This is a genomic window from Corynebacterium riegelii, from assembly GCF_001263755.1.
GTDB classification, from domain to species: domain Bacteria; phylum Actinomycetota; class Actinomycetes; order Mycobacteriales; family Mycobacteriaceae; genus Corynebacterium; species Corynebacterium riegelii.
In genome coordinates, this window is the sequence record NZ_CP012342.1 from 1234413 (window position 1) to 1258447 (window position 24035).

General features: G+C 60.7%; 20 protein-coding genes and 1 pseudogene. 11 read left to right on the forward strand and 10 right to left on the reverse strand.

Annotation, left to right across the window (positions count from 1 at the left end):
* Positions 1-2: 2 nt before the first annotated feature.
* Complete coding sequence (purN, locus tag AK829_RS06030; protein ID WP_052205046.1) at positions 3-578, reverse strand: phosphoribosylglycinamide formyltransferase; 576 nt, start codon at positions 576-578, stop codon at positions 3-5.
* An 11-nt stretch (positions 579-589) separates the two neighbouring features.
* Positions 590-1783 carry a cell division protein PerM gene (locus AK829_RS06035; RefSeq protein ID WP_157045300.1) on the reverse strand — a complete coding sequence of 398 codons (1194 nt, stop codon included), beginning with the start codon at positions 1781-1783 and terminating at the stop codon, positions 590-592.
* Positions 1784-2060: 277 nt separating this feature from the next.
* On the opposite strand from AK829_RS06035, the gene AK829_RS06040 reads away from it, so the two are divergent.
* Together AK829_RS06040 and AK829_RS06045 are read left to right on the forward strand one after the other, a co-directional pair.
* Positions 2061-2789 (forward strand): M23 family metallopeptidase, encoded by a 729-nt coding sequence (locus AK829_RS06040; RefSeq protein ID WP_052205048.1) that lies wholly within the window; start codon positions 2061-2063, stop codon positions 2787-2789.
* 461 nt (positions 2790-3250) lie between these two features.
* A complete protein-coding gene (locus AK829_RS06045) occupies positions 3251-3955 on the forward strand; it encodes a M23 family metallopeptidase (RefSeq protein WP_052205049.1) in 705 nt (234 codons plus the stop codon).
* An 18-nt stretch (positions 3956-3973) separates the two neighbouring features.
* On the opposite strand, the gene pcrA is transcribed toward AK829_RS06045, so the two are convergent.
* Positions 3974-6304, reverse strand: a complete 2331-nt coding sequence (pcrA, locus tag AK829_RS06050; RefSeq protein WP_052205050.1) for a DNA helicase PcrA — start codon at positions 6302-6304, stop codon at positions 3974-3976.
* A gap of 70 nt (positions 6305-6374) precedes the next feature.
* Here pcrA and AK829_RS06055 point away from each other — a divergent pair, with 70 nt between their 5' ends.
* Positions 6375-6668 carry a chorismate mutase gene (locus tag AK829_RS06055; protein WP_052205051.1) on the forward strand — a complete coding sequence of 98 codons (294 nt, stop codon included), beginning with the start codon at positions 6375-6377 and terminating at the stop codon, positions 6666-6668.
* A gap of 5 nt (positions 6669-6673) precedes the next feature.
* Here the strand turns inward: AK829_RS06055 and AK829_RS06060 are convergent, their stop codons facing one another.
* On the reverse strand, positions 6674-7006 hold the full coding sequence (locus AK829_RS06060; RefSeq protein WP_052206412.1) for an antibiotic biosynthesis monooxygenase family protein: 333 nt from the start codon (positions 7004-7006) through the stop codon (positions 6674-6676).
* A gap of 39 nt (positions 7007-7045) precedes the next feature.
* On the opposite strand from AK829_RS06060, the gene pgi reads away from it, so the two are divergent.
* From pgi to AK829_RS06075, 3 genes are read left to right on the forward strand one after another with little or no spacing between them, the layout of a single operon-like run.
* Positions 7046-8683: a glucose-6-phosphate isomerase gene (gene pgi, locus AK829_RS06065; protein ID WP_052205052.1), complete on the forward strand. Its 1638-nt coding sequence runs from the start codon at positions 7046-7048 to the stop codon at positions 8681-8683.
* The gene (locus AK829_RS06070) at positions 8683-10170 is read left to right on the forward strand and encodes a glutamate--cysteine ligase family protein (protein WP_052205053.1); all 1488 of its coding nucleotides are present in this window, start codon (positions 8683-8685) and stop codon (positions 10168-10170) included. The genes pgi and AK829_RS06070 overlap by 1 nt, the downstream gene beginning before the upstream one ends.
* 15 nt (positions 10171-10185) lie before the next feature.
* Complete coding sequence (locus AK829_RS06075; protein ID WP_052205054.1) at positions 10186-10803, forward strand: DedA family protein; 618 nt, start codon at positions 10186-10188, stop codon at positions 10801-10803.
* Between the two features lie 222 nt (positions 10804-11025).
* Here the strand turns inward: AK829_RS06075 and AK829_RS06080 are convergent, their stop codons facing one another.
* The 4 genes and pseudogenes from AK829_RS06080 to AK829_RS12170 form a co-directional block, all read right to left on the reverse strand.
* The gene (locus AK829_RS06080) at positions 11026-11274 is read right to left on the reverse strand and encodes a hypothetical protein (RefSeq protein ID WP_052205055.1); all 249 of its coding nucleotides are present in this window, start codon (positions 11272-11274) and stop codon (positions 11026-11028) included.
* A gap of 9 nt (positions 11275-11283) precedes the next feature.
* Positions 11284-12180, reverse strand: a complete 897-nt coding sequence (locus tag AK829_RS06085; RefSeq protein ID WP_052205056.1) for a RelA/SpoT domain-containing protein — start codon at positions 12178-12180, stop codon at positions 11284-11286.
* Positions 12181-12206: 26 nt separating this feature from the next.
* On the reverse strand, positions 12207-13016 hold the full coding sequence (locus AK829_RS06090; RefSeq protein WP_052205057.1) for a DNA-formamidopyrimidine glycosylase family protein: 810 nt from the start codon (positions 13014-13016) through the stop codon (positions 12207-12209).
* Positions 13017-13266: 250 nt separating this feature from the next.
* Positions 13267-13772, reverse strand: a pseudogene (locus AK829_RS12170) (Mur ligase family protein); the annotation flags it as partial.
* Positions 13773-14007: 235 nt separating this feature from the next.
* Between AK829_RS12170 and AK829_RS06100 the strand changes: the two are divergent.
* Both AK829_RS06100 and AK829_RS06105 read left to right on the forward strand, forming a co-directional pair.
* Positions 14008-14679 carry a DUF3558 domain-containing protein gene (locus AK829_RS06100; protein WP_141738214.1) on the forward strand — a complete coding sequence of 224 codons (672 nt, stop codon included), beginning with the start codon at positions 14008-14010 and terminating at the stop codon, positions 14677-14679.
* A gap of 291 nt (positions 14680-14970) precedes the next feature.
* Positions 14971-16560 carry a hypothetical protein gene (locus AK829_RS06105; protein WP_157045301.1) on the forward strand — a complete coding sequence of 530 codons (1590 nt, stop codon included), beginning with the start codon at positions 14971-14973 and terminating at the stop codon, positions 16558-16560.
* Between the two features lie 75 nt (positions 16561-16635).
* Here AK829_RS06105 and AK829_RS06110 read toward each other — a convergent pair whose 3' ends face one another.
* The gene (locus AK829_RS06110) at positions 16636-17199 is read right to left on the reverse strand and encodes a cell division protein FtsQ/DivIB (protein WP_052205061.1); all 564 of its coding nucleotides are present in this window, start codon (positions 17197-17199) and stop codon (positions 16636-16638) included.
* 67 nt (positions 17200-17266) lie between these two features.
* Positions 17267-21934: an ATP-dependent helicase gene (locus AK829_RS06115; protein ID WP_198147799.1), complete on the reverse strand. Its 4668-nt coding sequence runs from the start codon at positions 21932-21934 to the stop codon at positions 17267-17269.
* Positions 21935-21972: 38 nt separating this feature from the next.
* Between AK829_RS06115 and AK829_RS06120 the strand changes: the two genes are divergently transcribed.
* From AK829_RS06120 to AK829_RS06130, 3 genes are read left to right on the forward strand one after another with little or no spacing between them, the layout of a single operon-like run.
* On the forward strand, positions 21973-22746 hold the full coding sequence (locus tag AK829_RS06120; RefSeq protein WP_052205063.1) for a 3'(2'),5'-bisphosphate nucleotidase CysQ: 774 nt from the start codon (positions 21973-21975) through the stop codon (positions 22744-22746).
* On the forward strand, positions 22746-23546 hold the full coding sequence (locus AK829_RS06125) for a thymidylate synthase (protein WP_052205064.1): 801 nt from the start codon (positions 22746-22748) through the stop codon (positions 23544-23546). Before AK829_RS06120 ends, AK829_RS06125 begins: the two co-directional genes overlap by 1 nt.
* Complete coding sequence (locus AK829_RS06130) at positions 23546-24028, forward strand: dihydrofolate reductase (protein WP_052205065.1); 483 nt, start codon at positions 23546-23548, stop codon at positions 24026-24028. Before AK829_RS06125 ends, AK829_RS06130 begins: the two co-directional genes overlap by 1 nt.
* Positions 24029-24035: the final 7 nt, after the last annotated feature.

The window sequence follows — 24035 nt, forward strand, 5'->3', positions numbered from 1 at the left end:
CTTTAGAAGGTCACCTTTCCATTATTCTTGGCCGGTGTGGCTTTGCGTAGCAGGTTCACAATCTGGCTGCGTTCTGCTTGCTTGATGCGTTCATGGAGTGCGTCTTGCGTTTCGCCGTTTTGGACCGCGACTGCGTGCTGGGCAATGATTTCACCGGTGTCCATACCGGCATCCACGTAGTGGACGGTACAGCCGGTGACTTTCACGCCGTAGGCCATGGCGTCACCCACCGCGTTTGCTCCCGGAAAAGCTGGGAGTAACGACGGATGCGTGTTAATCGTCTTACCCTCAAAGCGCGACAGGAACGCCTCGCCCAAAATGCGCATAAAGCCCGCAGAGACAACCAGGTCCGGCGATGCGGACGCGACCACCTCCGCCAGGTGCGCATTCCACGCGTCACGGTCCGGTTGCATTGCAACCACCTCGGTGGGGATACCTGCCCGTCGTGCACGATCAAGTGCAGGGCATTCCTTATCCGCCACCACAAGGCTGACACGGTAATGGCCATCCTGGTTATCCAAGATGGCCTGCAAAAGTGTGCCCGATCCGGACACCAAAACAGCGACGTTGACACTCACGCCGCATAAGTCTAGTCCCTGCGGAATCTCGCGATGGCCCAAGTGGCCAAACCCGCCACCGCCGTCCAGATAAAGACGGCAAGTGCGCAGGTCCAAGGGTTAGCGCCAACCCAGCCGTAGGCGCCGACGGCACCACCCGTGTAGAAGACCATCAGCAGACTAAGGGTGGTGGCGATGGTGGCGGTGGCGGTAGCGTCGATAAGCGAAAAGCTCCGGGTGAGCACAAAGCGCACGAGCACTGCGGCCGGGATCAGCATCAAGGCGGGCGCCCAGGTGCCCACGGTGGCGGGGACGGCCGCGAACAGCGGGAACGGGGGCAGCGCGGCGCTGGTGGTGCTGAACAGGGAGACAGAGGCGTCGGCGTAGTCAAAGCTTCCGCCGAGCAGCACGGACATCGTGGCAACGGCAGCATTGGGCACATACGCCAGGCTCAGCAGCGCCAGCGCGAGGCCGCCGACCCAGCCAAGATGGGGATAGGCGGCAAGTGCCTCCCCCACCCTCGCGTGTTGTACCGCGAGCATGACCAGGTAGACGCCAAGGGAGACCAAAAACAGGTTGCGCAGAAGCCGAGTGGCCGCGAGTGTGGCGTCCACAATCAGCTCAGGCAAATTGACTCGACGCGCCAGCGCACGCCACACCACCGGAGAAACGCCAAAGATAAAACCGATCAGGTGCACACCCAGCGGGGCGAACAGCGCCGCGGCAGGGTTCGGTGCCTCGAACGCATAGACATAGGAAGCATCCGTAACCATAAACAGCGCGATGGCGCTCAGCGTGATGGAGCTGCCGACCAGCAGCGTCAGGATCGCCGCCAAATCAAGCACGCTAACGCGTTCCTTCGTGGCACTGCGCACCCGCGACGCAATCAACGCCGCAATGCCAATGGCGGGCAAGGTCGGAGCGTTAGACAACGCCACCCCGCTAATACGCATGGGCGCCGCGTTCACGCTCAGCCACGCCTGGCCAATAGAGCCGGGCAGGTACGACACCCGCAGCCCCGCGATCAGGATGACGGCCAAGCAGACCACCACCACCGTCAGCGCCAAGACAGCGAGCGGACCCACCACTGAGGGTGCGTAGTGGCGCAATCGCTCGCCCCAGGTTTCTGGTTGCTTCGGTTGCGGCTTTTCGCGCTTGACCCCCGGCATGAGGGCTTTTACCTGTCGACGCCGCGTCGACGCCCGAGGTGCATGGTTGGTACTCATCGACGCCTACTTTGCCACCTCTATGGGGGTGGAGGCGCCATAGACACTCGTTAGACCGCGTTATAGCGGTTGATAAGTGGGGCTGATGTGACTGGTGGAGCGATGTAACGTTTCGAGTTTTCGAAACGACTTACTTTTATCTGAGAAACGGCTTGCCCCACCGAGACCGATTCGTTACAGTTACCACGTCTAGATAACGAGATGGTTACGACCGTGTTGCTGAACACCAACAAATCAGCAAAACCGGTCAAGACTTACGGATCTTAGAAGAGGCAGAATGTTCAACTCGACTCGCGCGGGCGGCAAGCACCGCAAGCAGACGGCAAACAAGGGCCGCGTGGCCATGATTGCTGTCACCACCGGTGCCGTTTCTACCGCTGGCCTGTCCGGCGCCGCCGCAGCTGACATCCTTTCCAGCAAGCCTGCCTCTAGCGACGTTGAGATTAAGCTCGCCGCTGACGTAAACAAGCTGACGGACGCGCCTGAGATGCTCACGGATGCAGCCCCCCAGGTGCTGGCCATTGCAGAGTTCAAGCCGGTTGAGAACCTCACCGCGCAGCTGGCTAAGGCTGTGGAGCACTCTGAAGAGGTTGCCGCAGCTGACCGCGCTGCGCGCATGCCGGTAACCGTCCGCCCGGCAGAGGGTGCGTTCACCTCCGGTTTCGGCCCGCGCTGGGGCACGATGCACAACGGCATCGACATTGCTAACGCAAACGGCACCCCGATTGTGGCCATCCAGGACGGCATTGTGATTGACGCTGGTCCGGCCCAGGGGTACGGCCTGTGGGTGCGCATCCAGCACGAGGACGGTGCAGTGTCCCTGTACGGCCACATGCAGAGCATTGACGTTTCCGTGGGGCAGCACGTGACCGCTGGCCAGCAGATTGCCGGCATGGGCAACCTCGGCTTCTCTACCGGCACGCACCTGCACTTTGAGATCCACCCAGACGGCACGAATCCTGCCGACCCGATTCCGTGGTTGGCCGAGCGTGGCGTAGTTATCTAGTGCCCACAAGACCCTCCAGGGGACCCGCCACCGAGCGTTTCGGTGGCGGGTTTTGGGCGTTTTAGGGCGCCGTTAGCGTCTTCGTGCCCCTATCCGATGCTTGCTATCCGACCTTTACAAACATCGGATAGCAAAGGTCGGATAGCACCCATACACCCCGCCGAAGCGCTAACCCACTTCTACGCTTAAGGAAAGCCACAGATGCCGCTCAGGTTTGAATCCCCCACCCCCACAAACCACACCAGTCACACCAGTCACTCAAAATAACTTTCTTCCCTCCGGCAACACGTCCTTGACCTGCAATTTTAGCCAGAAAATGAAACAGCCATTCGACAAAACCGCACGTCAGCGCGTTGCCAAAGTATTTTTGGGTAGCTAGATTCTACGGCGGACAACTCTGCACCGGCAGAGCATAAAACCTAAAACCGTTTCCCCTACCCAGACGAAAAGGCATCGCTTTCATGAAGTTTTCCCGCCGCCCAGTCTCCGCTGCGGTAGCTGCAACCGTTGCTGCTGCGCTTGTGTTCAATCCGGCGACCGCGATCCAGGCAAACGCCGTGACGTTCAACATCAACGGTGCGCCCGTGGCAGACGGCGGGCAGGCTCTGCGTGCCGTTGCTGGTGCAGTTGGAGCGGTTGTGGACACCGGTGCGACGTTTAGCTACGCGGGCTACAGCGTGGTCTATGACCCGCGCTCGCTTGGCAAAGGCCTGAGCGACGCCTTTGCCCCTAGTGGTGACAATGCTGTGCGTTACCAGACTGGCCGCACCGCGGACGGCCGCACTGTAGTCACCCCGACGGTTGGTACGTTCACCTCTGGCTTCGGTCCGCGTTGGGGTCGCATGCACAACGGCATTGACATTGCCAACAACATTGGCACCCCGATCTATGCGGTGATGGACGGCACGGTTATCAACGCCGGCCCCGCTCAGGGCTTTGGCAACTGGGTTGTTATCAGGCACGCCGGCGGCGAGGTGTCCGTTTACGGACACATGCGCGATTACAACGTCAGCGTTGGCCAGCAGGTTCGTGCTGGCGAGCAGATTGCCAAGATTGGCAATGAGGGCCAGTCCACCGGCCCGCACCTGCACTTTGAGATCAAACCGGACGGCGTGAACCCGACCGACCCAGTTGTGTGGTTCAAGCAGCAGGGCATCCGGATCTAAAAGCCGGAGTTACAAGCCCTACAGCTTCTCCATCGGGACGCCACCGATGAGCATGAGGCGAACGGTGCCTGCGGAACCGAAATCCACTGTGACGGTTTCGCGCACGCCGCTTCCTTCTACGGTAAGCACCTTGCCAAGTCCGTACTTGGCGTGATTGACGCGATCCCCCGGGGCCAGGTCCAGGTTCTTGTTCACCTTCACCTCGCCTGCAAGGCTGCGGCGCGGACGCTTGGTCCGCGAAGGCACCGGAGCGGGGCTGCCCCAAGCGCTACTGGAGTGATATTCGGGTTCCGGTGCAAGCCTGCGCCAGTCGATGAGGTCCTCCGGGACCTCTGCGAGGAAGCGACTGGCCGGGTTTGTTACCGGTGAACCCCACGACGATCGCAGGATGGCGCGCGTGAGATACAGCCGCTCCCGTGCGCGCGTAATGCCCACGTAGGCCAGGCGGCGTTCCTCCGCCAGCTCCGCGGGATCCCCTAGGGAGCGCAGGTGCGGGAACTGTCCGTCTTCCCAGCCGGTGACAAAGACCACTGGGAACTCCAGGCCCTTCGCTGTGTGCAGCGTCATCATCGTGACCACACCTTGGTCGTTTTCCGGGATCTGGTCCGCGTCCGCCACCAGGGAGACCTTCTCCAAAAACGCCTGCAGTGAGCCCGGCGCGGGCTCGCCGTCAGACATGACTGCATCCAGCTCATCCTGGGACATGTACGCCATCTGGTTCGCGGCCTCGGAGGAAAACTCGCGCGCAACCGACACCAGCTCATTGACGTTGTCTAGGCGCGCCGCATCCTGCGGGTCGTTAGAGGCCTCAAGCTCGGCCTTGTATCCGGTGTCTTCCAGAACTGCGGTGACAAGCTGGCCAAGGTCCGGCATGCCGGTGACGTCATTGCGCATCTCAGGCATACGGCTGCGGATGCCGTCCATCAGCTCAACAAAGCCCTTGATGGCGTTGACGGAGCGAGACGCCAGCATGTCCACGTCCCCGTTTGCAGCATCGCGCAGCGCCGCGCCGAAGCTAACGTTGTTGTTCTCCGCGTGTAGCGCCACCATCGCCTGGGCTTTATCCCCGATGGCGCGCTTGGGCACGTTCACAATGCGGCGCAGGCTCACCGTGTCGTCCGGGTTTTCCAGTACCTTGAGGTAGGCCACAATGTCACGGATCTCACGGCGCTCATAGAACCTCGTGCCGCCGACCACTTTGTACGGGATGCCGGAGCGGATGAAGATATCTTCCAGCGCACGGGAGGCGTTGTTGGTGCGGTACATAATCGCTATATCGGAGTAGCGCACGCCCGCATCTGTCAGCGTGTCAATTTCCGAGGCGATAAAGCGTGCCTCATCGTGCTCATTATCGGCCACGTAGCCGACAATCTTCTCCCCCGCCCCATGCGCAGTCCACAGCTTCTTCGGCCTGCGGTCTAGGTTCTGGGAGATCACCGCGTTGGCGGCGTTCAGAATGTTCTGCGTAGAGCGGTAGTTCTGCTCCAGCACAATGGTGGTGGCGTTTGGGTAGTCGCGCTCAAACTCCTCAATGTTGCGGATCGTGGCACCGCGGAACGCGTAGATGGACTGATCCGAGTCACCCACTACGGCAAGTTCTGGCGCATCCGGGCCATCGCCCACCAGCGTGCGAATCAGCACGTACTGCGCGTGGTTGGTGTCTTGGTACTCATCCACCAGCACGTGGCGGAAGCGCCGACGGTAGTACTCGGTGACCTCCGGGTGCTGTTTGAAAATCCGCACCACCTCACCAATCAGGTCATCAAAATCAAGCGCGTTGGATTGGCGCAGCCGGCGCTGATACTCCACGTACACCTGCGCCACGGTGGTTTCAAACGGGTTGTGTGTCTGTGCGGCGTTGGCCTGCGCGGTATCCGGATCAATCAGCTCGTTTTTCAGATTCGAAATCGCGTTAGCCAGCGTGCGCGGGGTGAACTTCTTCAGATCCAGGTTGAAGTCTTTGGCAATCATGCCTAGCAGCCGGCGCGAATCGTCCGAGTCGTAGATGGTGAAGTTGGTGTTCAGCCCCGGCACCAGCTGCGCCTGCTGGCGCAGGATGCGCACGCACACTGAGTGGAACGTGGCTACCCACATCCGCTCCGCTTCAGGGCCCACAAGCGCGGCCACGCGCTCACGCATCTCTGCCGCGGCCTTGTTGGTAAACGTGATGGCCAGGATCTGCCACGGTGTTACAGACCGGTTTTGCAACAAGTGAGCGATGCGCCGCGTGAGCACCGCGGTCTTGCCGGAGCCTGCGCCAGCGACGATGAGCAGCGGGGAACCTTGGTGCACGACAGCTGCCTGTTGCTGCGGGTTCAGGCCAAGTGTGAGATCGGTCTGGTTGGTCATGGGTTAACACCCTACTCACCGATGGCACACACGCTTTCCCACCGTTCGAACAGCCGTATAATAAGCCAGCATGAGCGAACTTGAGATCCGTATGCCTTCCGGTACAGATGACCCGTTGTCAGACGCGGAGATCCAGCAGTACCGCAAGGAAATCGACCGTCTGGACAGGGTGATTCTGGACGCGGTGAAGCGTCGCTCCGAAATCTCCCAAGCCATTGGGAAAACCCGCATGGGTTCAGGTGGCACGAAGCTTGTGCACACCCGCGAGGTTGCCATTATTAACCAGTTCCGCGATGAGCTGGGCGAAGAGGGCCCAGTGTTGGCCCAGGTCCTGTTGCGTCTGGGCCGCGGCAAACTCGGTTAAAGCGGTTAAGGCTCCAGCGAGTCGAGCACGACCTCGAACTCTAGAAGCTCCGCCTTCTGAGACACAGGCTTGCGCTCCTGGCCGTCTTCGCCCTTCGTGGAGCCGTGCGATGCGCGTCCTTGGCCTGCCCACCACGCCCGGTAGGACTCTTCGTCTGCCCAACGGGTGACCACAAAGTAGCGGTCTTCGCCTTTCACGGGGCGCAGCAGCTGGAAGCCTTCGAACCCCGGCTGGGTGTCAATGGCGTGTTTACGTGCGGCGAAACGGCGCTCTAGCTCCTCGCCGGCACCTGGCACATTGTCGGGTAGGGAAATCGCGTTAATTTTCACAATGCTCATGGCGCCCATTATGCGTGGGAATTCTCTACCTTGGAAGGTATGGCTGATATCACCACCACCCCAAGCTGGAATGCCCTTGAGTCCCTGCACGCTGAAAAGTCCAACCTCACGTTGCGCGAGCTGTTCGCCGAGAACCCGAATCGCGCTGATGAGCTGACGTTTGACGCTGCTGGTCTGCGGGTTGATCTTTCGAAGAACTTGATTGACGCGCAGGTGCTAGAGCAGCTGCGTAATTTGGCGCACGATGCGGAGCTTCCCCTGCTTATCGACGCTATGTTTACCGGCGCCCACCTCAACTCCACCGAGAACCGCGCAGTGTTGCACACCGCGCTGCGTATGCCTGCGGACCAGGATCTGAAGGTTGACGGCCAGGATGTCGCGGCCGATGTACACGAGGTCTTAGGCCAGATGCGTGATTTTGCTTCCGCGCTTCGCTCCGGTGCGTGGCTGGGGCATACGGGCCGCACGATTAAGAAGATTGTGAACATTGGTATTGGCGGCTCGGACCTGGGCCCGGCGATGGCTACCAAGGCGCTGCGTGCATATGCAACGGCAGGCATTAGCGCGGAGTTTGTGTCCAACGTGGATCCTGCGGATATCGCCGCGGTGCTGGAGCGCTGCAATGCGGAGGAGACGCTGTTCATTATCGCGTCGAAGACGTTTACCACGCAGGAGACACTCACCAACGCGCATGCGGCGAAGCGTTGGCTGCTGGAGCAGTTTGACGGCGATGAGTCTGCAATTGCAAAGCACTTCGTGGCGGTGTCCACCAACGCAAAGAAGGTTGCGGAGTTTGGCATTGACACTAAGAACATGTTCGGGTTCTGGGATTGGGTTGGCGGCCGCTACTCCATGGATTCCGCGATTGGCTTGAGCCTGATGGCGGTTATTGGCCCGATGGACTTCATGCGCATGCTTGAGGGCTTCCACGCCATGGACCAGCACTTCCGCACCACCCCGTTTGAGCGCAACGTGCCCGTGCTCATGGGCCTGCTCAACGTTTGGTACCGCAACTTCTACGGCGCGCAGACCCATGCGGTGTTGCCGTACTCGGAAGATTTGTCGCGCTTCCCGGCGTACCTGCAGCAGCTGACTATGGAGTCCAACGGTAAGTCCGTAACCAAGGACGGCACGCTGGTTACCTATGACACGGGTGAGGTCTTCTTCGGTGAGCCGGGCACGAACGGCCAGCACGCGTTCTTCCAGCTCATCCACCAGGGCACGTCGCTTGTGCCGGCGGATTTCATCGGCTTTGCACGCCCCAAGGAGGACTTCCCTACTGCAGATGGCACCGGCTCTATGCACGACCTGCTCATGGGCAATTTCTTCGCACAGACCAAGGTGCTCGCCTTTGGTAAGACGTTGGATGAGGTGGTTGCGGAGGGCGTCGATAAGCAACTGGCTCCGCACAAGGTGATGCCGGGCAACCGTCCGACTACCACCATCCTGGCCGAGGAGCTGACCCCGCAGGCGCTTGGCGCGCTGGTGGCGTTGTATGAGCACATCACCTTTGTGGAGGGTGCCATCTGGGGCATCAACTCCTTCGACCAGTGGGGCGTGGAGCTGGGCAAGCAGCAGGCCAACGACCTGGCTGCCGCGGTGCAGGGCAAGGAAGCCCCGGCTAGTGGCGACGGTTCTACGGACGCCCTGATCACCTGGTACCGGGAGCACCGCTAATGGGCGAGCAGGTCTCCGCGGACTCGTATACGCCGCGGCAGCGCACGGTGTATCGCCAAAAGCTGGAAGAAGAGCTGGAGGCGTTTGACCGTCACCTGCAGGAGGCGGAGTTTACGGATCAGGGCACGATTGGCCTTGAGCTGGAGCTGAATCTTGTGGACGATCAGATGCAGCCGCACCCCAACAACCAAGCGGTGCTGGCGGGCTTAAGTGATGAGTACCAGTCTGAAATCGGGCAGTTCAATGTGGAGCTCAACCACCCGCCGCTGCCCATTGCAGGCGATGGACTCGCGGAGCTGGAGCAGGGGCTCAAGCAGCGTTTCAGCGAGGTGGTTACCGCTGCCAACGCCGCAGGCTCGCAGGTGGTGATGGTTGGTACGCTGCCGACGCTGAGCACGCAGTTTTTAGAGGGGCCGAATTGGATGACCCCGGAGAACCGCTACGCGGGCCTGGAGAATTCCGTGATGGAGTCGCGCGGCGAGCTGGTCAACGTGGACTTGTGGCGCGAGGAGCACTACACACACGATTTTGATGGCATCGCGCCAGAATCCGCGTGTACCTCCGTGCAGCTGCATCTGCAGGTCAAGCCCAGCATGTTCGCAAGCGCCTGGAACGCCTCGCAGGCAATTGCGGGTGCGCAGGTTGCGCTGTCTGCAAACTCCCCGCTGTTTCTGGGTCACCGCCTGTGGCACGAGTCGCGCATCCCGGTGTTCAAGCAGTCCGTGGATACGCGCACCAAGGAGCTGATCAACCAGGGTGTGCGCCCGCGCGTGTGGTTTGGTGAAAGCTGGATCACCAGCGTATTCGACCTGTTTGAAGAAAACGTGAGTTACTTCTCTCCCCTGCTTCCGGAAGGCCGTGCTGAAGCCGGCAAGCCGGAGATGCTTGGGGATAGCCCGGGGCTGCACTACTTAAACCTGCAAAACGGCACGATCTGGCGTTGGAACCGCCCGATCTATGACCCGAACGGGCCGCTGAGCCACATCCGTATTGAAAACCGCATTCTGCCAGCAGGCCCGACGATCAAGGACACGGTTGCAGACGCCGCGTTTTACTACGGCTGCGTCCACATCCTTGCGCAACAAACCCGCCCCGTGTGGTCGCGTTTGAGCTTTGATAACGCGCGCGAGAATTTCCGCCAGGGCGCGCGCCACGGGCTGACGGCCAACCTGCACTGGCCAACGCTTGGCACCATTCCGGTTACGGAGCTGGTGGAAAACCATCTGCTTCCGATTGCGGATGAAGGCTTGCGCTCCTTACACGTTGGCACGGCGTGCCGTGAGGAGTACCTCGGCATTATTGAGGGCCGCGTACGCACCCGCCAAAACGGGGCGATGTGGCAACTTAACGCGCTGAATAAACTTGCGCCTGCCACCACGCCGGAGTCACCGGAACGAAAGGCGGCGCTTAAGGAGCTTATGCGCCACTACCTGAAGCATCAGGAAAGCGGCGCGCCGGTACATACTTGGTCATTGGATATTTTGTAGGGCAAGATAGGCCGAATGCAGAGCATCATCGACTGGATCGTTGGCCTTATGGAAGTCCTCGGCGCCCCCGGCGTTGGTATCGCCATCTTGTTGGAGAACCTGTTTCCGCCAATTCCTTCCGAAGTGGTGCTGCCGCTTGCCGGCTTCACCGTGGCCCAAGGCTCGCTGAACCTGATCACCGTGTTCATCTGGTCGGTGCTGGGCTCGGTGATCGGCGCCTACATTTTGTACGGCGTCGGTGCGTGGCTTGGTCTTGAGCGCCTGCGCAAGATCGCGGACTGGATGTGGCTGGTGCGTGTCTCTGACGTGGATAAGTCCATGGAGTTCTTTCACAAGCACGGCAAGCCGTCGATCTTCTTCGGCCGTCTCATCCCCGGCATCCGCTCGCTGATCTCCATCCCGGCTGGTCTGGACCGCATGAACCTTGTCATGTTCGGCCTGTGGACCACGCTGGGCTCCGGCATTTGGAACGCCATCCTGATCTTCCTGGGGCTCAAGCTTGGGGAGAACTGGGAGCAAGCCACCGCCTGGGCCGACACCTACTCCAAGGTGATCTACGTGGTGCTCATCCTGATCATCCTGGGCTTCTTGGCGTACTTCATCCGCCGCGCGGTGAAAGAGCGTCAGGTGTAAAGGAGTACCGCATGAAAGCTCCCCGCAAACCGCACAACATTGCTCTCGCACTATACGAAGCGACGCGCGAGCATGCTACTGAAGAGATTCCTTTCCCACCGAGGGATGGGGAAGCTCCCATCGCAGATTTCGTGAAGAGTCTCCCGGCGGGCCAAACCGAGGGCTCCGACTGATTTTTGGCCTGTAGTTTGAGTACCCCGGTGTTGAGAGTGTGCAGCTGCCTCAGGAAATCTTTTCCTCCTGAGCCCAGTACGTAGCAAAATCAGGCAGTTCCTCAACTCTGAAATACCGCGAGTGGGTAACCTTCAAGTGCTCTAATCCAGAGGAGCCAATAACTACAATCTCAACGTCAGGATTGTGGTTAGCTTGCTCTTCCTCGAGCCTCCGCAGGATCGCTTCACGAGCGTCCGTGTACTCTTCAATCCTTCGTTCACCAGTTTTCCGGTTGAAAACTATCAGAAAGTGTTTCACCTTTCCCCCTCACCCTTCTCCCTCGTAGGCACTGAGACTTTGCGATAGAGCTCGCAGAAATTGAATAAGGTTTAGAATACTCGAAGCCTGCTCGCTGGTGACCGTCTCCGAATGCGACAATGCCTGAAATGCTTCGGACCGAATGAGGTGCAACCGTGGATTCAGCGGAACACCCAGCGGAATTTTTGCTAGCTGTCTCATTGAAATCAAGCCGTCTCTGATACTTGCGGCACGCTGGCGCTCAATGTTGTTTATCTCCCGCGCATTTGATACAAGTGCATCAAAAATCTTCGCGAGTTGCTCATCTTTCGGCCGGTAATTGGCTTCATATCGGATTCGGCGGCCCGTTTTATCCGCTAGTTGTTCAAAGGTATTGGCCCATTCCGACTGAAGCAAGGTTCGTATCTGAAGTTCAACAATGCCTGCCGCAGAGTGAATCACTAAGTGGATCGCCCGGTAGCCTCCGGGCTGTGGCCGGGCGATGTAGTCACGCTCGATGACACGGTGCCCCTTTGATTTCAGTATTTGTTGAAGCTCGAAGGAGAGGAAGCGTAGATCATCGTGAAGCACATTTACGGTTATCCGAGCTCCAGCAAAATCCCACATTCGGCCAAGCTGTACCTTCGCAGATTGGTCCATGTGGGATCTTCTAATTTTGTCGCCGATTGTTGACTGCGATTTCACCCGATACGCACTAACAATATCCGGACTTTGTCCTTCCCGTCCAAAGATCATCCGTGCAAAATCCGCACACGCGTCAGCTGTCTGTCTGGCTAGCTGGTCATGCCAGAAGATCATCTCTGGGGCCTCGATCGGAACGCTGGCATTGCCAGCAAAATACTCCCCAAGTTCATCGAGTTTGCGCTTTCCCCAAGGCCGTTTGTCGTCTAAAAACTGAAAGTCCATTATTCCCCCCCTCTACTGGGACTATATCAGGGTGCCGGCTGGCACTTCGGGCACCACCAAATAACCCGCTCCAAGTCCCCTTCCCCACCCAAAAACCCTTTCTGGATTATCGTGCCGCAGCGCCTGCACGGCTTGCCGTAGCGCCCGAACACGTAGCTCGTCTCGCCCGCTCGCTTGATGCCGGTTGTCACCCTCACCGGTTCGTCCTTGTTGGCCCACATCAGCCGCCGCGCAAGGTGCACATGCTTATCGACGTCCACGTCACCCACCCTTTCCGCCGGATGCGCCCCCGCGAGAAAGTTGATCTCCGCGCGGTACTCGTTGCCTATCCCGGCAAGGTTGCGCTGATCTAAAAGCGCGCGGCCGATCTCCAGCTGTGGGGTCGCCGTGATGCGGCGCACTGCTTCGGCGGCGTCGAAGTCTGGCGCCAACACATCGGGGCCGAGATAGCCCATCTCCTGGTCAAACTCGCGGGCGGGAAACACCCGCACGACGCCCAGCCAGAAGCCTACGAGTTCGATGGGTGGCCGTTGGGCGTCGTCAAGCAGGAGCACCACTCGCGCGGCATGGGCTGGCTTCTTCCAGCGGGTGCCGGCGCGGTGCATCGCCCAGGTGCCCTCCATTTTCAGGTGGGTGTGCAGGATTTGGGGCTGGTGGCCGGGTGCGGCGAACTGCATGAACAGGTGCTTGCCGTAGGGCCAGACGCGCACACACGTCATGCCGGTGAAGTCGACGGTGGCGTAGCGCGGCACCCGGATCGATGTTTTGAGCACCTCGCGACCTGTCATCCACTGCAGGCGCTTGGAAAGCTGATAGACCGAATCCCCTTCAGGCATGCCCGGAGTCTACAACGCTAGGCCGTTGCGGGATTGAACCACATCGCTTCCGGGAAGCGAGCGAAGTCGCTGTCAAAGGAACACCCTGACGTCCCATACTCAATTGCAAGGGCAGCGAGATGTGCATCAGTCCAAGGTTTCCTGTTGCTCCATGCTTCTTCTTCGAGCATCCCAAGAACATCATCAATATTTGTAAGGTCAGTAGCCGGGCGGTAATCGAACTCGGGTAAGACAAGCGCGAAGCATCAGCCAGCTCGATGGTGACGGCAACGCCGCCGTCCACCAGCGTTTCCTCAACAATCACCGCACCTGGCTGCAACTGCGCGTGTCGGGCAGCAGCCTCGGCAGTACCGTAGCCCAGCGCATTAATGCCGCGGGCGGCGGCGCGCTTGCCGCAGGCGGCAGCGTTGTCATCATCAAGACACACCACAAGGTGGCCGCCTGCGGTCACGCGATCCGCAAAAGCATCGAAAACCTCAAAATAGGCCTCATGAGTACCGAAGTAATCCAGGTGATCCGGCTCAATGTTGGTGATCACGGCAACGTCCGGCTTGTAACGCAACAGCGACGCGTCAGACTCATCAGCCTCAGCCACGAACACCTCTCCCCCGCCGTGGTGCGCGTTACGGCGAGCAGGACTTGGGCGTAGCCCTCCATAAGCTCTCCAAGCAAATCCGAGCGGCGAATCACCGCAATGCTCTCCTCCTGCGCCGCCAATGCCAATGAGGTGGACGCGAGAAAGATCAACTGCGGGTTGCATCATGGTTCCTTAATCTACGTAACTTCTACTTGGCTGACTCAGCGGCTTCCGCGATCCGGCGGGCGATGTCTTCCGCCACGTCACCCGCACCAGTTTCGGCGAGAGCGTGACGCATCTGTGCAGTGCGCTCAGGGTTAGCAAGTACGTCATTGACTGCGGTGTAGAGGGCATCGGGGGTGGCGGGTGGTCAACGGGGGTGATGCTTTCTACAGAACCGGAGACTCCTATGCGTTGCTTGCGCAATACTTTGCGTACAAAGAACAAACAGAAGGGGGAAATCCAGTGTTGAAAAAGTCTTTTGTTGTGCTTTTGGGGGCTGTGCTTGTGTTAAGCGCCTGCGTGCCCAGCCAGAAGATTGAGTCACTTGGCAAGGAGGCCGGCACTGACGTTGCTGCTTCTGGGCCACGCGGTTTCACCTTTGAATCCGGCTTCCTCGAATTCGGCGACTTCGATCCTTATGCACTTGGCGACGATATCTTTAACCCCTGCACCGAAATCACGTTGGACGAGTACGCGGCGGCGGGGTTTCCGGGGATTGAGGTTGAAGGTGATGGAGCAACGTTTCATGGCCACAACGCGTGCGACATTCCGCCCACCGAAGAACAGTTCGCTCGATATGTTGTAACCGGATTTCACAATGGAAGACCGAACCGAGAAATGATTGAGATGCAGGGGCTACTGCTCCCGCAGTACACCTCAGAACTTATCCCCGAGTTATTCGCTTTTGCAGCGATCGACCATGATCCAAGCGATTGTTACACACAAATTGATACGTTGCGAGGAGGCTTCGGCGCAGCGGCAGGAAGTCTTGCATCGGATGTGACGCAAGACGAGATGTGTGAGCTTGCGATTGAAACCACCGAGCAACTCTTCCTGAAATTCGGCACCGGCGATGTCCACTAAAGTGTGCACGCAAAAGATTCCCTTCTTCGACGGCACCCTCTAAGCTTCTGCCCCATAAACGTAATTCACAAATAAATGGGGGTTATTTTGTCGCAACACGTGCGCCTTGACACCGAATCTTTGTTGGCCGGCATCAGGATGCTTAAGGAAGAAGCTTTATCAGTCAAGAAATCAACACTCTGGTCTAAGCTGTCAGGCCTCGCAACTTTCTCCAACGTCACCGGCTACCGCGAAGCGGGTCAGGCGTTAGGACTTATTTCATCAACAAGCGCGCCCGAATCATTCAAGGTCTTGAGTTCACACCTGATGGACGCGGCGAACGTGTCAGAGATCAACTTGAAGAACATGAAGCGCGCCGACGGCTCCTTTGCTGGAGCATTCAACAGCATTGCCCTGGCCACTTTGGACCCGCTGATGGCGGAGTTTGGTCAAATGGAAGCATCGCTGAACGTGGTGAATGCGAAGGCAACCGCATTCCACCCGCAAGCCCCGGTGGCGGCCCCGCCAATGAGCTTACGCATACTCGAACAGCTCTTAGCGGCAACCAATATTGCAGCTGCAGAAGCTGAAGCAGTCAACTGGACACTTATGGCGCGGGCCATTGATGAATCCGTCGCGGCACTCTTCGGCGTAAAAAACTCGTTTGCTACCTCGCTAGATACCAGGTGGGTGCAGCGCGGCGATGAACGGATCAACAAAATCCAGCACGCGGGCAACGCATACGCGCGGCGTGCCGACGCCATGTCCATGCACACCAGCGCATTAGCCAAATCCGCCGCAGCAGAAACTGCAATGGCCGCAGCCGCCGCTGCCGTAGCAGTTGGCCTCCCACCCACTATCCGCCCTGCGTACGAAGCGACGTACCTCGCTGCTTTCGGCCCGCGCGCCAGTTCACAGCTGGTGGCAACGGTCCCAACATTCGTAAAACTCTTGCCGGACTTAGACCAGGTGCCGGGCAATCCTTTCGATATCCGCGAAGCGAAACAGCCCACTGCCCCGTCGTTCGATCGCTCGCCGCTGCCAAAGATCATCCAGGATTCCTTCACGGCGATCGGCCACAGTGACCTAGCGCGCGCCACAACACCTGATGACGTCATCAACGCATACGGCAAGGTCAACCCAGATGTCGTCGAGGCGATTAAGGCGGGCGCAACCCAAACCCAAGCTGCCTCCCTGTCCGCGCCTTCCATGCCACCGACGCTCAACCCGGGTGCTGGCATGCCAGGTGGCGCACCAGGCAGCCTGGGTTCTGCTGCTGGCATGAACTCGATTTCTCCAGGCGCAGTTGGCAGCCATGTTGCTGGCGTCACATCTGGCACGGGAGCAAACGCCAGCGGTGCTGGTCTTGCCGGTAGTGGCATGGGTGCATTCGGTGGTGCGAACGGCAACCGCGGAGGCCGCAACGGACTCGGTGCGCCGTCGTCCCGTGGCAACGCGAGCCGTGGCACTGCTCATGCGCAAGGTCTTGCCGGCGGTATCGGCATGGGCGGCATGGCTGGTGGCCTTGCCGCAGGCATCGGCGCAAGTGGCATGGGCATGGGAGCTGGCATGGGCATGGGCATGGGAGCTGGCATGGGCATGGGTGCCGGCAGTGCCCCACTCAACGGTGCGGGTGCGCCCGGCACAGGCGCTGCTCCAGGCACAAACGCTTACGGTGCAGGAGGCACAAACTCTGGTGCGCAGGCACGTTCCACAACGGTTGCTGGCGGACCAATGGCTATGGATGCTGGCGGCGGAGCTGGAGGCCAAGGCAAGCAGCGTAAGGCCGCGAAGGTACAGGCAGTCACCAGTGCGGTGGAACGGGATGGCAACCTGAAGGCGTTGCTTGGCGAGGCCCCACTCGTTCTACCCAGCGTCATTGGCAACAACGTACGCGACTAACCACCCAACTTCTTGCGATCTCAGTTTTTCCGCCGCGCGGAAAGCACCGCCTAGGAGCAAGCACTACGTGTCGCTCTACCTGCTGGTGACAAACTGCGGGTTCGTGATGTTGAACTCGCGGCCCTCCATTTGCAGCACCGTCTCAAGGGCATAGGACTTGTTCTTGTTGTCCTCCGACGCACCCCACACAATGGTGCGTCCATCGTTGGTGCGCAGCACGTGGTTGAGCGGGGCGACGTCGATGGCGGCAATTTCGTTTCGGGCTCGCTCGCTAATCGACGCCGCAATATCCACCACAGCCGCCATGGCCTCAGCATCCTCCACCGGCGCCCCGACAAGTTCAATAGCCTGCGGCGGCGGTTCAGCAACTAGGAAGTCGACGCCATTGCTGTCGATCAGATGTGTGCCGTCGTCTTGTGCGATGAACGCAACCGCAACATGCTCCGTGACCTCAACGTCAACGCTGCTTGGCCAATCACGGGATACGGTTACGGTCTCCACCCAAGGGTCAGCGGCAATGTTCTGTGCGGCACGACGCACATCCACGCGCCCCATCGGGGTATCCGGGGCGATATCCGCAAGCTGCTGGACATACTCTTGCGTCAACACATGATTACCGTGCACATTGATCCCGCGCATAGGCACAACTGGCGTGAATGGAGCTACCGCAACCAGAACCGCCACAATGCCAAGGCCGATTCAAAACTCAGTCGTCGAAGCTGAGATGGATTCCCTCGCCATCGGCGCCTTTTAACTCGTCCAGCGCTTCCGTAATACTGCGACCGCGACGCTTCGGCGGTGCCGAAACCTTCGCACCGATCCTCACGCCCTTATGCGTCACCGTCGCGCCGTAGTCTTTCAAGGAGAAGGCAGACTCACCATTGAGTTTCTCCACGCTGATGGGTTGCATACGCCCTGCCTGCACAACGCTGGCAAGAGCGTCGACCACCAGTGGCATCGGGTCTTCGATGCCGTCAGGGAAGGTGTCGAAAAACGTGGTCATTGTTTTCCCACCGCGGGTGACGTGTGCGGCCAACAACCCATCGATCAGCACCACCATCGCACCAGCCGAGCGAGTCGGGCCTTGCGCGGGCCACGGCAGCGCCGCCCCGTACGGGTTCGCCGGGTCGGTGGCGGCCAGCACGTGCACCAGCGGGTCGCGGGCGCCTGACGGCCAGCCGACCACGTCGTCGGAATCCTGCTGCCCGCGCAGTCGATCAATCGTCGCTGGTGTTGAGAACTGCGACGCGCCAAGGCCCTCCACGAGGTAGCCGCGCATCGCCTTGCCGGATTCCTCAAAACCAGACAACGTCTTATACGCCAGCGCGAACCCACCCAGGATATCCTCGGCCACCACGGAGCCGCGGGTGACCACCCCGTAGCGGTCCAGCAGGCTCTCCCCCAACGCGACCGAGCGGCGCGTGGGGTCGCTATCAGGCGCAGGTGTGAGCGACCAGCGGCCCACCATGTCGGGCGGGACCGTCGATGCGAACGAGGTGCGGCCTGAGCGAATCCTGCTTCGTTGTGGCCGCCTCCGCGCCCGGTGCGCCGTCTTCCCGCCGGCCAAACGCGCCCGGATCGGGGCAAACGAATCCGGCGCGAGGAACCCGGCCTCCACCAGGTCCCACATGGCTTCGCGCAGCTCCTCGGTCGTGGTCTGCTTGGCTCCAGCGTCGCCAAGCAGGTCCCCGAACAGGAACCCGCCGCCGCGGCGCACCTTCTCCATCACCTGGGATTGGGTCAGCGACAGCAGGGGTTCCTCAACCTGTGGCATGAGCTGGGCTGCGTAGTCGGCCGGCAGCAGCATGATCCACGGGTCACGCGCCCCTGCCTTGCCGGCGCCGACGATGGCAACCTCGCCGTTGGCGGTGAGCTCGTCGAGCATCGTCGGCGAATAGTCGCCCACACGCGACGGTAAGATGTGCGACTCCCAGGCGCTTGCGGGCAGGCGCACCCCAGCGAGCTGCTCGATGACCGAGTAGACACCGTCGGCACCCCGCAGCGCAGGCGTAACGCCCACCGGTGCCACATTCGACCACGAAGGCAGGAACCGCCCGTAGGCAGACTGCGACACTGGCCGGGTCTGGGCGCGCGCCGCCGCCAGGGAGCGCGAGCGGATGATGCGTAAGACCTCGGCGGCGACGTACTCCTCTTCCTCGACGCCCTGCCGGTAGCGCCCCGGGATCACCTTGTCCTTTTCTATAAGACGCGACAGCGGCTCATAGGCGGCACCCACCGCAAGCCCGAACGCATCCGCAAGATCCCGCAAAACAAACGGCCCTCGGGTGCGCACCCAGCGCCCGACCAGCTGCGCCAACGCGTCAGGAATCGTTTGTACTTGGGCAGCAACGCCGGGAGGGACGGGCACACCTAAGCCGTCGCGAAGCAGCGGCGCATCCAGCACCTGGGCAACATGCTCGCGCCCGCCGATACGCACCCGCATCATGCGTTCCCCAAGCGCCTGCTCCAAAGAGGTCAGTGGAACCGAGGTGTAAGTAGCAAGATCGTCGAGAGGCACAGGTCCGACGATGCGCAGCGTGTCAGCGAACTGCTCGGAAGTCTCCGCACGGCCCACTCGACGCAGCGAGGTGTCCACCTGAGCAATAATGTCCGCATCCAACAGCTCGCGCAGCTCAACCGTGCCCAACAGTTTGGCCAGCAATGACGGGTCCAAAGACAACGCCGCGGCCCGCTTCTCCGCCAGCGGGGTGTCGCCCTCGTACATGAACGCGCCGGTGTAGTTAAACAGCAGCGAGGAGGCGAACGGGCTCGGCTGGTCCGTAGTCACCTCGGCGATGCGCACCCGGCGCGTATTGATGTCGCGCATCACCTCCTGCAGGGCAGGCAGGTCGTAGACGTCCTGGAGGCACTCGCGCACGGTTTCCAAGATGATGGGAAAGCTCGGGTAGTTCCGCGCGACGTCTAGAAGCTGCTCGGCGCGCTGGCGCTGCTGCCACAACGGCGCGCGCTTGCCGGGGTTGCGCCGTGGCAACAGCAGGGCACGGGCGGCGCACTCGCGGAAGCGCGAGGCGAACAGTGCGGAGTTGCCCACCTGTTCGGTGACAATGTCCGCGATCTCGTCGGCGTCGAATTGGAAGATCGCCCCGTCGGGCTCCTTCTCTCCTTGCGGCAGGCGCAATACGATGCCATCGTCGCCGGCCACCGCCTGGGCGTCCATGCCGGTCTCCTGCGCTACCCGCCAGCCGGTGGCCAGCGCCCACGCCGCGTTGACTCCTTTGCCAAACGGGGTGTGCAGCACGACCCGCCAGTCCCCCAGCTCGTCGGTGAAGCGCTCCAGCACAAGCGTCTTTTCGTCCGGCAGGATGCCGGTGGCTTCCTCTTGCTCGTCGAGGTACTGCAGCAGGTTGTTGCGTGCGCGGGTGTCCAAGCTTTCGTCCAGAGCATGTTTTGCTTCTCGACGAAACTCCCCCAGCGCCTTCCCCAACTCATACGGCCTACCCAGCCCGTCGCCTGTCCAGAACGGCAGGCGCCCGGTGTGTCCTGGCGCGGGTGAGACCTGCACCTGGTCGCGGGTGATGTTTTCGATGCGCCACGAGGAGGCGCCGAGGGTGAAGACATCGCCCACGCGGGACTCGTAGACCATCTCCTCGTCGAGCTCGCCGACGCGGCGGGGTGCTTTGCCTCCCTCTTCTTGCGAGCCTGCGAGCAAGAACACCCCGAACATGCCGCGGTCCGGAATCGTTCCCGCGTTGGTCACCGCCACCCGCTGCGCGCCGGGGCGGGCTTTGAGCACGTTGCCCTCCAGGGTGGCGCGGGGGCGCAGCTCAGCGAAGTCGGTAGACGGGTAGACGCCGGTGACCAGGTCGATCACAGAGTCAAACACGTCTCGCGCGAGGTCCTTATACGGCCAGGCGCGGCGTACGGTGTCGTACCACTCGTCCACATCGAGGTCTTCCACCGCAACCGCCGCCACCGTCTGCTGGGCGAGCACGTCCAAGGGGCTTCGCGGTGGCGAAAGCTCCTCGATCAGCCCTTGGCGCATGCGCGGCACCGTCACCGCCGTCTGTACCAGGTCTGAGCGGTGCTTGGGGTAGAAAATGCCCTCAGAGACTGCGCCTACCGAGTGCCCGGCGCGCCCCACGCGCTGCAAGCCGGAGGCCACCGAGGGCGGCGATTCCACCTGGATGACCAGGTCAACCGCACCCATGTCAATGCCCAACTCCAGCGAGGAGGTGGAGATCACCGCCTTGAGCGTGCCTTCTTTGAGCATGGTTTCGGTTTGCAGGCGCTCTTCCTTGGACACACTGCCGTGGTGGGCGCGCGCGATAACGGGTGCGGCGTGGCCCGCGGTGTCCACAGACTTCATCAGCTGCGCCGGTGGGCGACGCGTAGCCACGCTTAACGCCTCCGGGTCGTGCTCTTTCGCCCAGAGCTCATTGATCTGGCTGGTCAGCCGCTCCGCGGTGCGGCGCGAGTTCACAAACACAATGGTGGACCGGTGCGCCATCACCTCTTCATAGACCGCACGCTCAATGTGCGGCCAGATGCTTTGAGGGGTGGCGCTGAAGGTTTCGGCGGGGGTAGCGTCGCCAAGCAAGAGCCCATCATCAAGCACCGCATCGCCGATGGTGGAAGCATCCTCCGGCACCGGCAGATCACTCATGTCATCCACCGGAACCCGCACGGCAAGCTCCCACTTCTTTTCCGCAGGCGGGTTGATAATCGTGGTGCGCGGGCCCAGGAAGTTAGCCACAGTTGCTAATGGACGCACCGTTGCAGACAACCCAATACGCTGAAAACTCCCCGCCAGACGCTCAAGGCGTTCCAACGACAGCGTCAGATGCACGCCGCGCTTCGTGCCGGCAAGGGCGTGGATTTCGTCCACAATCACCGTGTCCACCGTTTTCAAGATGCCCGCCGCCTTGGACGTGAGCATGAGATACAGCGACTCTGGCGTGGTGATCAGGATGTCTGGGGGTTTGCGCAGCTGCCGGTTGCGCTCCGCCTGCGGGGTGTCACCGGAGCGCACGCCGACGGAAATATCCGGCATCTGCTTATCCATGCGCTGGGCCACCCGGGCAATGCCGGCGAGGGGTGCGCGCAGGTTGTTTTCCACATCCACCCCAAGCGCTTTCAGCGGCGAAATGTAGAGCACGCGCGTACCCCCGTGCGTGGAAGTGTGCCCACCATCAATTGGCAGTGCCGTCTGACCTGAGCGCTCCACCAGGGCGTTAAGCGACCATAAGAACGCCGCCAAGGTCTTGCCCGAACCGGTTGGCGCAACCACAAGGGAGTTCTCCCCCGCGGAGATGGAACGCCACGCTAAATCCTGCACACGCGTGGGTTTGGCGAAGACCTCCTCGAACCACGTTGCCACCTGGGGGTGGAAGCGATCGAGAACGTTGTCGGACACTCGGACCATGTTACGCGGAAGCGGTATGGTTAGAGGCTATGAGCGCCCAGTACTCCGATTCCAGGTTGACCAATCTGATTGCGCAAGGCACCGGCGAGATCCTTAAAGGTATCCGCGGCGTTGGCCTGCTGCGTGGCCGCGAGTTGGGTGAGGCTGGTGATGACCTTGCGCAGAACTGGATCGCCCGCGTGCTGGAACAGCACCGCCCGGGTGACGCATTCTTGTCCGAGGAAGCCGCCGATGACCCGTCGCGCCTGAACAATAACCGTGTGTGGATCGTGGACCCGTTGGACGGCACGAAGGAGTTTGCCACCGGCCGCCAGGATTGGGCGGTACACGTTGCCCTGGTGGAAGACGGTGTGCCAACCCATGCAGCTGTTGGTCTTCCGGATCTGGGCGTGGTGTTTAAGTCTTCTGACGTGCGACACGTCTCCGGCCCGTTTGCTGGCAAGGTTGCGGTAAGCAGGAACCGTCCGCCTGCTGTTGCGGAGTATGTGGCCCAGCAGATCGGTTTTGAAACCGCGCATGTCGGCTCCGCGGGCGCCAAGGCTATGCACGTGCTGTTGGGCGACTATGACGCCTACGTACACGCCGGCGGCCAATACGAGTGGGACCAGGCCGCACCGGTGGGTGTATCGCTTGCAGCTGGCCTGCACTGCTCGCGTTTGGACGGTAGCGAGTTGCGTTACAACAACGCGGACACCTACATTCCTGATCTACTGATCTGCCGCCCAGAGCTCGCTGACGACATTCTTGCGGCGTGCGCTACGTTCTTTGACCAGCACGGCAGCTACGAAGGAGTTAGCAACTAGTGACTGTCCCCACCCCGTATGAGGACTTGCTGCAAGACGTCTTAGATAACGGCACCGCGAAGGGCGACCGCACTGGAACGGGTACGCGCAGCGTGTTTGGCCGCCAGATTCGTTACAACTTGGCTGAGTCGTTCCCGTTGCTGACCACCAAGAAGGTCTACTTCAAGGGCGTGGTCGGTGAGTTGTTGTGGTTCCTGCGCGGTGATTCGAATGTGCGCTGGCTCCAGGAGCATGGTGTGCGCATTTGGAACGAGTGGGCTGATGCTGATGGTGAGCTTGGCCCGGTCTACGGCGTGCAGTGGCGCTCCTGGCCTACCCCGGACGGCCAGCACATTGACCAGATCCAGCAGGTGGTTGACCAGCTGAGGCAGAACCCGGATTCGCGCCGTATTTTGGTGTCCGCGTGGAACGTGGCTGAATTGGACAAAATGGCACTCATGCCGTGCCACTTGTTGTTCCAGCTCTACGTTGCAGACGGCAAGCTGAGCATGCAGGTCTACCAGCGCTCCGCTGACATGTTCCTGGGTGTGCCCTTCAACATCGCCTCCTATGCCCTGCTCACGCACATGTTTGCGCAGCAGGCTGACCTTGAGGTTGGTGAGCTGATTTGGACTGGCGGTGACTGCCACATTTACAACGACCACCTAGAGCAGGTCCGTGAGCAGCTTTCTCGCGACGCACGCCCGTACCCGCAGCTGAAACTGCGCAAGGCGGCGTCCATCTTTGACTATGACTTCGATGACATTGAGGTTGAGGGCTATGACCCGCACCCGACAATCAAGGCCGTGGTGTCCGTCTGATGGCAACTTTGGGCGCGATTTGGGCGCAAAGCCTTGATGGTGTGATTGGCAACGGCGAAGACATGCCGTGGCACCTGCCGGAGGATCTGAAGCATTTTAAAGAGACCACGATGGGCCAGCCGATCATTATGGGCCGTCGTACCTGGGAGTCTCTGCCTGTCAAGCCGTTGCCGGGGCGTACGAACCACGTGCTCTCCTCGCGCGAGCCGGGCGAATGGTCCGACGGCGCCTACGTGTCCACGGACCTGCCGGATCTGGAGACGGATGCCTGGATCATCGGCGGCGGCCAACTCTATGAGGCCACGTTGGATGAGGTTGACGTTATTGAGCTCACGCTTATCGACGCTACGTTGGCCCCCACCCTTGCCACCCCCGTCTTCGCGCCACGTATTGGGCCCGAGTTTGCCTGTGTCTCTGACGGCGAGTGGCAAACCTCTTCGTCCGGCCTGCGCTACAAGTTCCAACGTTACGAAAGGCAATAAAGCAATC